At 45.9% G+C, this 10,879-nt stretch carries 8 protein-coding genes; 4 read left to right on the top strand and 4 right to left on the bottom strand.

Translation table 11 applies throughout. The features are described from left to right. Window positions 1–62 precede the first annotated feature (62 nt). Window positions 63–1,013, bottom strand: coding sequence for a glycosyltransferase family 2 protein (locus DXZ20_RS32550; RefSeq protein ID WP_250566003.1), 951 nt, complete (start codon window positions 1,011–1,013; stop codon window positions 63–65). 128 nt (window positions 1,014–1,141) lie between these two features. On the opposite strand from DXZ20_RS32550, the gene DXZ20_RS32545 reads away from it, so the two are divergent. The 4 genes from DXZ20_RS32545 to DXZ20_RS32530 all read left to right on the top strand — a co-directional run bounded on the left by DXZ20_RS32545 (window position 1,142) and on the right by DXZ20_RS32530 (window position 8,663). After that, window positions 1,142–1,942: a WecB/TagA/CpsF family glycosyltransferase gene (locus DXZ20_RS32545; protein WP_163702895.1), complete on the top strand. Its 801-nt coding sequence runs from the start codon at window positions 1,142–1,144 to the stop codon at window positions 1,940–1,942. A gap of 37 nt (window positions 1,943–1,979) precedes the next feature. Then, window positions 1,980–3,449 carry a sugar transferase gene (locus tag DXZ20_RS32540; RefSeq protein WP_163702894.1) on the top strand — a complete coding sequence of 490 codons (1,470 nt, stop codon included), beginning with the start codon at window positions 1,980–1,982 and terminating at the stop codon, window positions 3,447–3,449. Between the two features lie 106 nt (window positions 3,450–3,555). Next, window positions 3,556–6,075 carry an O-antigen ligase family protein gene (locus tag DXZ20_RS32535; RefSeq protein WP_163702893.1) on the top strand — a complete coding sequence of 840 codons (2,520 nt, stop codon included), beginning with the start codon at window positions 3,556–3,558 and terminating at the stop codon, window positions 6,073–6,075. An 11-nt stretch (window positions 6,076–6,086) separates the two neighbouring features. Further along, window positions 6,087–8,663, top strand: coding sequence for an O-antigen ligase family protein (locus tag DXZ20_RS32530; RefSeq protein ID WP_163702892.1), 2,577 nt, complete (start codon window positions 6,087–6,089; stop codon window positions 8,661–8,663). A gap of 35 nt (window positions 8,664–8,698) precedes the next feature. On the opposite strand, the gene DXZ20_RS32525 is transcribed toward DXZ20_RS32530, so the two are convergent. The 3 genes from DXZ20_RS32525 to DXZ20_RS32515 all read right to left on the bottom strand — a co-directional run. Next, entirely contained in the window at window positions 8,699–9,493 is a 795-nt protein-coding gene (locus DXZ20_RS32525) for a hypothetical protein (RefSeq protein ID WP_163702891.1), read from the bottom strand. Window positions 9,494–9,591: 98 nt separating this feature from the next. Then, complete coding sequence (locus tag DXZ20_RS38360) at window positions 9,592–10,218, bottom strand: type IV pilin-like G/H family protein (RefSeq protein ID WP_163702890.1); 627 nt, start codon at window positions 10,216–10,218, stop codon at window positions 9,592–9,594. Between the two features lie 267 nt (window positions 10,219–10,485). Beyond that, window positions 10,486–10,879 (bottom strand): FAD-linked oxidase C-terminal domain-containing protein (locus tag DXZ20_RS32515; protein WP_284681699.1); only part of this gene is annotated, 394 nt, incomplete at its 5' end.

The following is a 10,879-nucleotide window of genomic DNA, read 5'->3' as shown; positions in this document are numbered from 1 at the left end:
TTGGATGAACCAGTTCCCAGGGATAGCGGTTCCAATCCAAGAGAATCCTCCTTGAAATTCCTCTAGCCAGAGTCATTAAAGAGCGATAGGAAAATAGCTAAAACTGATTTGACCAATTTCCATTTGAATTTTAATTGGTTACTTTGAAGTTTGATCTGATCCAAAAGATTGAAAACCTCAATGGCTTTATTGAGATTCCATGCTCTAATGTAACGTACTGTGCCGGCCAGTATAAATTGATGAAAATAGTTGGCCTTGCATTTTTCTAATACTTCTGAAGACAACCATTGTTGGGATTGTACATCTTCAAAAATTTGATCTAGTCCTTTTACAACATCAGGATTAAACATATTCATAGTTAGGGCTCCATCATGGACGGTATAGTTAGCCGTTGTAATGGGAACTCGTAGCAGCCCACATGCTTGGCAAATTCGGAGCCATAATTGGATGTCAGCAATGCCTCCAATAGCTTTATCAAAATAGCCTATTTCTTGAAAGACATTTCTTCTAACGACCATGCCAGGAAAGCGAATAAACGAAGAGTCTGTCAATAGATGTTGAAGAGCTTTTTCAGGGTTGAGTTGCTCTAGTTCGCTAACAACCTGTTGTTTTTGAATGTGCTGTTTTGACGTCACGACATTAACGCCAAATAATAGGGCGGATTCGTTTGGGTGTTGCTGTAAAGTCTCAAGAATTTTGCCAGGAGCCTCTGCTTCCAAATAATCGTCGTCATGCAGTATTAATACATATTCTCCCGATGCAATTTGAATGCAATGATTCCAGTTGCCTGCCATACCGAGGCTAGGGGTGTTTTGACAATAGTGATGCTTGCCATGCCAATTAACAATCAGTTCATCTACGATCTGTTTACAAGCAGGTATGGTCGAATCATCTGAGACAATAAGTTCTACTTGATGTTGTTGTTCTATGGGTGTGGTCAGAATGGATAGAATTGCTCGCTTAAGCCATTCTGGTCGGTTATAGGCTGGGATGCATATGCTCAGTAGAGGCATGGCTATTGGCTTGGTATTGTCTAGTTATTTAGTGTTGCCTGGATATGCAATTTGATGGAAGTTTGAGTATAACTTTCTCATTACTAGACGCTTACTTGTATCAGTGCAGATAATAGATATAAATCTTGATGAGTATGGGGTTAGGCAGTTCAGAAAGTCGCTATATTTTAAGCACCCGGGTAGATAGCACTACTTACCAAGATGCTTGCGATCGCATATCCCTCTGGGTTCACACCAAACGATCCTGCTACATCATTGCGGCCAATGTCCATGTGGTCATGACTGCCTATTGGAATCAATCCTATCGTCGGGTACTCAACCATGCGGCCCTGGTCACCCCCGATGGTATGCCGTTGGTCTGGGGGCTACGCCGTTTGGGCATTGCTCGCCAGCCACGGGTGTATGGTCCCGATTTGATGCTGGCCTGGTGCGATCGCGCCACCCAAGAACAACTACCTATTTACCTCTATGGCGGCACCGATGCGATGTTGCAGTGTCTGGTGCAAAATCTACAGCAACAGTTTCCAGATCTGATAATTGCAGGCACCCACGCCCCACCTTTTCGCCCCCTGACCTCGGCGGAAGAAGCAGCCGATATTAAACACATTCATGAATCTGGAGCCGCTGTCGTGTTTGTCGGGCTAGGCTGCCCGAAGCAAGAAGAATGGATGGCACGTCAGCAAGGTAAACTAAACGCCGTGATGATGGGTGTTGGGGCCGCCTTTAGTTTTCATAGCGGCGAAGTTTCCCAGGCACCCCGGTGGATGATGGCTTGGGGGTTGGAGTGGGTCTATCGCCTTTACCAAGAGCCTCGCCGTTTATGGCGGCGATACGTACTGAACAATACGGCATTTCTACTATTATTTGGACTGCAGTTAATGAATCATGCAATGCGGTCTATCCTAAGGCCAGAGCATTCGTCAAGTTGACATTTGCTCAAAGGGCGCTAGTTTCCCAAGCTGTTTAATGAAAGAGCCGTCTTTTCTCAAGCCAAGCCGCAAGCAAAATTTTGGTATTGGTATTGGTACAGATGATATTCGTGATGCTCACAGGAGTCATCCTCTCCGGCGTTTAGATTGGAGTAACGCCAGGGTTTTGACTTTGGTTCTGAGTGATATTTTGGCTCTGGGGCTGGCATGGCAGCTAGCACGTTTTTTGAATCAATTTTATTCTCCAATTCCTGAGCCCTTGGTGTGGTGGGTATGGTTAGGACTACCCAGTTTGTTTTGGCTGTTTGCAGGGGCGACCTTACTACTATTTACTCACTTTGGTTTGTATGGCGCTACGGTCAGGGCAAGGGATTATTTGCGAGCCGCGCAGCTAGTGAGTTGTGTTTACTTTTTATCGTTGGTACTGGCTTATTTTTATGATCCAAAACTGGATGCTCCCCGGTCACTTTTTTTTAGTGCTTGGGTGAGTAGCATTGTATTGGTTATGATTAGCCGTTTATTTACGACTGGGTTACTGACACATCTTCAAGGGGCTCGATCACCCTTACGAGTATTTCTAATTACTAAGCCAAGCCGTATGCATCGCTTGTCAAAAACCTTAGAACAGCGCTCGAACTATCGCGTTGTTGGGGCTGCCATGGTGGCAACGGCCAATACAGACATAACATTTCGGCAGATTTTAGCGGCCCAACCGGATGAGGTGCTGGCTGAAGATGTTCCTGATGTGGAGCTTGCCTCAGGCCTGTATTGGCGATTGCGCAGTGCTAAGATTCCCTTGCGACTGCTACCATCGAGTCGAGAAATGCTGTATCGACGCGGAATCCCTGAAATTGTAGCTGGGTTGCCCACGTTAATGATTGAAACGTCTATTTTTCAAAGTGTTGACTATCGCCTGAAGCGTTGGTTGGATTATGGGTTAGCCGTTTTAGCTGTTTTAGTGCTGAGCCCGGTGTTTATTGGGATTGCGATCGCTATTCGCTGCACATCTCCCGGACCTGTCTTTTTTCGACAAGATCGCATGGGTTTAAAAGGCAAAATCTTTAAGGTGTGGAAATTTCGCACCATGGTGGTGGATGCGCCCCTGCACCAGGCTCAGCTAGAGCACCAAAACCAAACGGCGGATGGCATTATGTTTAAGCTCCAGCAGGATCCACGCATTACCCCCGTTGGTAAGTTTCTACGCCGCACAAGTTTGGATGAGCTGCCCCAACTGTTTAATGTGTTGCTGGGGCAGATGAGTTTAGTGGGGCCACGCCCCCTACCGCTCCGCGATGTGGCTCACTTTGAGCCTTGGCACCATATTCGTCATCAGGTATTACCTGGGATTACTGGCCTATGGCAAGTATCAGGTCGGTCTGACATTGAAACTTTTGACGATGCTGCCCGGTTAGATTTGCACTACATCGATAACTGGTCTCTCAATCTGGACTTAGAGATTATGGTAGCCACACTACGCATTGTGCTAACAGGCCTGGGTGCCTATTAAACGGTGCCTATAAACATAGTAGGGAACATAAGGGGTGCCATTAAAAGCATGCTGATCACAATATGACCATGGGCAGTACCTTAATTTTTTGCCTGCTTGTACGGTAATGGAATTATTTAAGCGATTAACCACCTATGACAGTTTGTTAGGGGTAAGCCTGTTAGGGTTTGCGACGTTTGCATGGTTGCCTGACAGCTACTTTCGCATGGTGAGTTGGCCCTGGGTATTGGTTTGGCAAGGCGCTTTTTTACTAGTGTTTGGTATTTGTATTGGGCGTTTGCGACGCTTGCAGCAACCCTTTTATCTTTTAGGATTTGGGTTTGACTGGCTGATCTTAGGTCTGTTTCTATGTCTTATTGTTAGCAGTGTGATTGCGCCTTTTCCGTTGCTAGCTCTGCAAAATAGCCTATTGGTAAGCTGCTATGTGATTTTGATCTATGGATTATATAACAGTCGATTTAGCGCTCTACAGCTATGCCAGGGTGTGGTTTGGGTAGGTGCGATCGCAGCTATTATCAGTCTGGCATTATGGCGACCCACGCCAGCAATGTGGTTATCGAGTAATTTCTATGACGCAATTCGTAACCGTTTTCCCCTAGGTCATCACAATTTTACGGGTGGTTATTTTGTGTTGCTATTGCCAACAGCAGTGGGGATAGCGTGGTTGCAATTGGGCTGGAAACGTTGGGTATATGGCCTATTGGCGGCAGTAATTACGATTGCCCTCTATGCCTCTGGATCACGGGGCGCATGGCTAGGGGGAGTGTTGCTGCTGCTCCTTACCCTGACGATGGGCATTGTTCGCAGTCGAGGTAAGACTCGTTTAGGTGTGCTGCTGCTAGCACTACTGACGATTTGTCTAGCTGTGGGGGTGCTGATGAGTAATCCACGCATTCGCTCGTTAGTCCCCATTGATATCGGCTCTGCTCCACAGGCAACAACGTTAAGGCCGGTGACTGATGGCCCTACGTCAGATCGGTTCTTTATGGCTCAAGCTGCCATTAACATCTTGCAAGATCGGCCATTAGGTTTAGGTCCGGGTAATTTAGGGCGAGTTTATGAGCGCTATCGCCCCTTAGAAGTCGGCACTGGACTCAACCAGGTGCAACAGTTACACAATTTGCCTCTGCAAATAGCAGCTGAATTGGGGGTAGGTGGCCTCGCGCTGTATGGGGGAACCGTAATTTGCCTGGTCCAATTACACCGACAGTTCAAACATCTGGCCTCCCCCCAGCATCGGCAGCTGAGCTTAATGGCGACCCTAGGTTTTTTGGGGTATGGCGTTTCTAGTTTGACTGATTATCAACTAGAAAATATTCCCATTGCCGTTACTTTGAGTGTGTTGTTGGTGTCTCTCCTTAAACTAGGGCAAGAGTTGACGTTTTCGACCTTTTCTAAGTCAACTGGGCGGGTGGGGAGCTTGCTTCTTCTGATCACGGTCGTACTGATAGTACAAGTCTGGCTGCGGGCGGATCTTGCTTTGTGGATGACGCATCAAGGCGTATCACTGACTGGTCAGGGCAACTTGAGTCAAGCTAACTCGAAATTTTACAAAGCGTCTACCCTGGCTCCATGGGACCCAATACCTGCTGCCCTAGGGGCGCAGCAACTCAGTAGCCTAGCTGAAACGGCTAGCGACGAGAATCAAAAATTGCTGCGGGAAGAAGCTATTCAGCTATATCAGCAAACATTGCGTGTTGCGCCCAATGATATTTGGTTTAATCAAAATTTAGCGGTTTTAGCATGGCAATTGGGTCATGTTGAACAAGCCCACCAGGCGATTACTAAGGTTGTGCAACTCAGTCCCAGAAGTAAAAACCACAGCTATTATTTGCTAGGGCTAACCTACCAGGCAATGGGTAACACTGAGTCTGCGATCGCAGCACTCGCGCTGGAATGTTTAATTAATCCCCAGGTACTCACCTTCCAAAGCTGGCAACAGGAGTTATCTCCCCTACGAGCAGCTGTGTTTACCCGAGTATTGCAACACTATCAAACAGTTCTATTAGCCCTAGATCCCAAGCACCCCTTGTATAGTCCTTTAGCAGCCCACATTACGACTCTGAAATGGTGGTCTAATTCCACGTTTCAGGTTCAAAATTCCGAAGATGGTCGCCTTCTCCATCAGGCCTTGTTCACCATAGAGGAAAATCCTGAACAAGCGGCTATCTTGCTAGATCGCTGTATTGTTGAAGCAACCGATGATGTATCAGGATGTCGTTTACTCAAAGCGTGGCTACAGACCAGTTATCTGCCAGATTATTTGGAGGCTGTTGCTCTCAACCCCATAGAAAAAGAGAAAGTGCGATCCCATATCCTCACTGAACGCACCCTGAAAGATTGGTTCTGGTCTACTACACAACCCGTTTTTAATAATCAACGGGTGGGTCTGGCTTTGCTGTACCGCAGTTACTATGCCAAACGTGTTTCATCTATTTTGTTGCCTGAAAACCTGCGTCAGTTTTCCATACCTGTCTCACTCAATCTCTTTTCCCTATCATGGCCTCGAGAATTTCCCCCCTTAGATCACCTGGTTGAATCTCTGCGAACTGAGGCTTTTGGATTACCCCACCCCACTCGCAATAACTTTAAGTTTTCCCACTTCCAAAACTCTGACGTTTCTTAACCCCGTTGTGCATGTCTACCTCACCACCAGAATCCCATACCCCATCTAAAATTGTCTCACTGCGGACAGAAGATGGCAGCCTGATTGGGCTACTAACAGTCAGTCTTTATATCTTATTTACCTTATTACCCAGCAGTCATTCTTTGATGGTGTCCTGGCCTTGGGTCGCTGTGTGGCAGGTGGCACTATTGTTGCCTATTGTCTGGTTGTTGTGGCAACTGTGGTTTAAGCCCATAGATCAGTTTAAGTTGGGGTCAGGGTTGGATTGGCCTGTAGCGCTGCTAGTTGTCGGGTTAGGGGTTTCTACCATCTTTGCTGAATTTCCAAACCAGGCCCGCTGGTACGCATGGGCGGCACTAGGCGGAATTGCGGCACTCTATGCGTTATCTGGTTGGCTAAAGACACCTCAACAGGCGATCCGACTGCTTAAGTTTCAGGCAGGTCTAGGGATTGCGTTTATCTTAGTCAGTCTCTATCTTTGGTTATTTCAGACTTACTTTCCAGAACTTGAAAGGTTGGCTGCGTTAGAACCCTATGGTGTTGCCCAGCAGTTTAATTTTGGTGTGACTAGCTTGCGTAACTGGTATCCCTTGGGGCATCAAAACTATGTGGCCGGGTACCTGGTTTTGATTTTGCCCTTGTTGTTTGGCTTAGCCATTCATGATCGTGGTTGGCAGCGTTGGCTATGGGGCATTGGCTGTTGTTTAGGGTTAGCAGATCTATATACAGCCAGCTCTCGGGGTGGGTTGTTGGCTCTGGTGGTGACGGTTGCGATCGCCCTAGTTATCACCCTATTTCGCAGTCAGCTACCCAAGCGATTCGTACTACCTGCTGGAGGCCTGTTGCTGTGTCTCTTAATTGCGACCACCCTGGGCAATAGCCGAGTTCGGCGACCCCTATTAGCCCTTTTACAAGGCAGAACCAACAACAGTGAGCTAGGATATCGAGCCATCACTAATGTAATTGGCTGGCGCATCGGTTTGGATCATCCCTTCACTGGAGCAGGGCCTGGCAGTGTTTTACAGCTGTTTCAAAAATATCGTCCTTACTGGGCAGGTCGTGAAGCCGAGCTACATTTTCAATTGCATAGTACTCCGGCCCAGTTATGGGCAGAGTTGGGGCTGTGGGGAGTGGCAGCTTTAGTCAGCTTGGTCGGTCTTCTAGGATGGTCAATCTGGTGTTGGGCCAGACAAAAAGATTCTGTTTCCTTTTTGTCACCCAGCTTGATCTGGAGTTTGATGGCAGGGCTATTTTCTTATGGACTCATGGGATTAACCGATTATCAACTAGATACACTACCTATTACAGGGGTGTTGGTGGTTTATCTTGTTGTTCTTGTCAGGGGCTATGGTTCGCATAAAGGTTGGATTTCTCCAGCTAGCCCTCAGAAAGTGAAACTTTCTAAAGTATTAGTTGGGCTAGGACTAGGTTGTGTTGTGGCTATGAATCTATGGTTAATACCTGTACATCGTGCCTGGTCCATAGCCAAACATGGATTTGATCAGCTCAATCGTGGTAATTTTGACCGCTTTGAACAGGCAATAACTGAATCACATCGCTTAGTTCCTTGGGAGCCCTATTATTCTTCAATGTTAGCGTGGGCTTTGGGAGACTTCAGTTTTCAAACTACCGGAGCATCTAGAGCAGCGTTAAGAACTGCATCGATCAATTGGTTTGAAACAGCTAATTCAAGTGCTCCATATCAAGAGTTTGGTCGCTCGAATTTGGGGTGGTTATTGAGTCAGACGAATCCAAGTGAATCTGTAGCAATGTTTGCTAACTCAGCTCAACTTGTACCTGCAAAACAAAGAATTTTCCTGGGATTAGGACTGGCCTTGCTACGTAACAATCAACCTGAACTAGCTGTTGATGCGCTAGTCTTAGAACTGTTGAGATTTCCGTTACAAATTACAAGTCCCATCTGGCAGCTGGGTGAATTGGGTAGAGTAAAGGAGACTGTTTTTGGCGAGTTAGCGAAACAATATACTGAATTAATTGAGTTAGCTGGGGAAGCATCATTTAGAGCTTATTTAAAGCGTCAACAGGGGGGACTTTACTGGTGGCAAGGGAACTATACAGCTGCAACCAAACGTTGGGAAGATTTCCCCACAGGTCAAATACTAATTAAGTTAGCGCAGGGCGATGGAGTTAAGGCAGAAACATTGCCGGAAAATACTGTAGGCAGGCAGGCCATATTAGCCTGGTTATTACCAGAGCAACGCCGTGAGTTAATAGAACAGCTTTTAATCAAACCGCGCAATGATTTGCCACAGTTCAATGTAAGCTTGCCTAACGAAGAAAAAATTGAACAATTTTTGAGCTCTATGGAGCAAGCAGCAAGCTTCGATGACTGGTTAAAAAATAGTAAGCTCATAGAACAGCCGCGTACTCAGCGTGTCGGCTTTGGTGCACTCAATCGCCATATAGATGGGCCTTTACCTTTAGACTATTCTCCTAGTATCGTGAATCAGCCGGCTACCATGGTGTTCTCAGGTTTTCTTGGTGCACCTTCTTTTTTTCCAGCATTAGATCATGCTTTACAAGCAAAGCGTCAAACGCTTCTCTCCCAAATTCAAATTGTTGGGTAGAGAGAAAAATCATAACAGACTCTAAGAGAGATAAATTATGATTCGTTAGGGTTGTAGCGGACTGTAACTTGACCATTTTTAGCACGTAAAATGGTACCACCTAGAGCTTCAATGTTTATTGTTGCTTTTTGCCGAATCACATCATCTGTAGCCCTAAGTAATACCTCTGACCACGCACTAATTTGAGCAGCTTTACTATTGGGATCTGTGGATAAAAAATCTACTGTCTGACGAGATAGCCTGGCAACAATGTGTGAATCTTGATCAGAAGATTGCTCGGCCCAGGTAGCAGCAGTTCGATAGGATTCCGCAGCAGCTTTGTTATTTCCAATAAATAATAACTCATCTGTACCTTTGTGTCGCCAGAGGAAATAGGAACGGTTGGGTTTGTTAGGCCCCATAGTGACTAATCCTTTTTCGAGCAGCTCTATGGTTTGCTCTGGCTGCCCTGCATAAATAGATATGCTGTTGACTAAAAATATGTAGGATGAAATGAAGTAGGGATCGTTATCAACAACATTTTCAAAGTAGTTACGACTAAGACCATATCCCTTGGTCTTACGGAGTTCGGAGTTGCCAAAATACTGTAAAAAATTTAGAAACGTCCAATCAGCGAAAAGATTCTGATAGCCAAACTTTGGTAGAAGTTTCAGGATAAGTAATGATTGGGCAGCACTACGTTCATCCCATTGGACGGTCTCTTCAACAGAACCTACACCATATTTCAACTGTTGATAATGGGAAAATTGTAAATATATACTTCCCATAGTAAGTGCCAATATAGAAAATATGGATTTAGGTAGCGATAGCTTGGGCAATCTTCTAAACATTTGTGCACTTCACAATTACAAGAACAAATAAAAGCCGCTTAGGAAAACCATCCCTAAGCGGCTTTTATTTAATGTACGCAATCAGACACTACTTACTATTAAACCTCATCAGAGCCCGCACCACATTCAGCATCTTCTACTAAACCAGCATTTACATCAAAGTCAATATCTGCAATCTGATTATCATCAGCCTTAATCTCTTCACAAAGTATAGTGGTGGATGTGGTTTCACCAGTTGTTGATTCAGTTAAAAGATAGGTAGATCCGACATATGCTTTGAGATTGACATCGCTGAAGGGCGAAGCAAAAACAGCTGCGCCAGTTCTATAGTCGTTCGGATCCGCAGTCCGATCATTAATACCAGCACCATCAACAAAACCAATTAATCCTACGTTGGCCGATCCGGCAACTATATCTGCAATATCACCAAAGGCGTAGTTGTCAGACTCTACTTTGATACCAATTCCTAAACCTGCAATGTTATCGGAAAAGAAGGTTTCTTCAAGAACGTAGGCTTGCTGACCACGGTTGATGGCACCAACGTTGGTGACGGCTTCTGTTTGGCGGGCACGGTTGGCCTGGTTAAGGAAGGAGGGTAGAGCAATAGCAGCCAGAATACCGATGATGATGATGACTACTAAGAGCTCAATCAGGGTAAACCCTTCGTTGGCCTTTTTCTTGCTGACTAGGTGCTGTAGTAGCTTTGCACGTAAAGTGGTCTTCATTATGGAATGTGTCTCCTTGAGGTTTGGGATGTAGCTTCTCGCTCACAGATTTAAAGCTACCCATGGCGTTCAGATCTCTTATCACTTTGGTTGAAAAGCTGAAAAGCCCTGAGGTAACTTGATTAGCGCTACCTTTATAACCTACCCGCCCATTGAAGTAGACCTATCAGCCAATGTACAGAATTTGCCTTAATGGTATTAAGGCGCTCTACGTAAAATTACTGGGGTGCTTGGCCAGTGAATGTTTGATTTCATGGGTCTCCAGGCCTAAAACCGTTCGATATTATCGAATTTAGCTGGCTGGGCCATGGCTGCTTCTCCGCAGGTTTTGGGTGTCGGAAAGAGCTTGGTGGGATTGGCTAACCCCCGAGTGTTAATGGCTTGCCGAACCCATTGCATGGTTTCCAGGTCAGCAGTGGCAAACATTTGGGGCATGTAGCAACGTTTATCAGCGCCAATGCCGTGCTCACCCGAAATGCTACCGCCAGCTTCGACGCAGAGCTTAAGGATTTCGCCACCTAAAGTTTCAACGGTTTCTAGCTGACCGGGTACAGCATTGTTATATAAAATTAAGGGATGTAGATTGCCGTCGCCAGCATGGAAAACATTGGCGATACGATACCCGTATTTTTGGCTCAGGGCTTCGATTTCATTGAGCACA

The organism is Adonisia turfae CCMR0081 (assembly GCF_011009555.1).
GTDB classification, from domain to species: Bacteria; Cyanobacteriota; Cyanobacteriia; order Phormidesmidales; family Phormidesmidaceae; genus Leptothoe; species Leptothoe turfae.
This window is presented reverse-complemented; position numbering and strand designations above follow the sequence as displayed.

Coding starts and splice junctions, on each gene's coding strand:
- DXZ20_RS32550 (WP_250566003.1), bottom strand. CDS start 1,013: ATGCCTCTACTGAGCATATGCATCCCAGCCTATAACCGACCAGAATGG.
- DXZ20_RS32545 (WP_163702895.1), top strand. CDS start 1,142: ATGAGTATGGGGTTAGGCAGTTCAGAAAGTCGCTATATTTTAAGCACC.
- DXZ20_RS32540 (WP_163702894.1), top strand. CDS start 1,980: ATGAAAGAGCCGTCTTTTCTCAAGCCAAGCCGCAAGCAAAATTTTGGT.
- DXZ20_RS32535 (WP_163702893.1), top strand. CDS start 3,556: ATGGAATTATTTAAGCGATTAACCACCTATGACAGTTTGTTAGGGGTA.
- DXZ20_RS32530 (WP_163702892.1), top strand. CDS start 6,087: ATGTCTACCTCACCACCAGAATCCCATACCCCATCTAAAATTGTCTCA.
- DXZ20_RS32525 (WP_163702891.1), bottom strand. CDS start 9,493: ATGTTTAGAAGATTGCCCAAGCTATCGCTACCTAAATCCATATTTTCT.
- DXZ20_RS38360 (WP_163702890.1), bottom strand. CDS start 10,218: ATGAAGACCACTTTACGTGCAAAGCTACTACAGCACCTAGTCAGCAAG.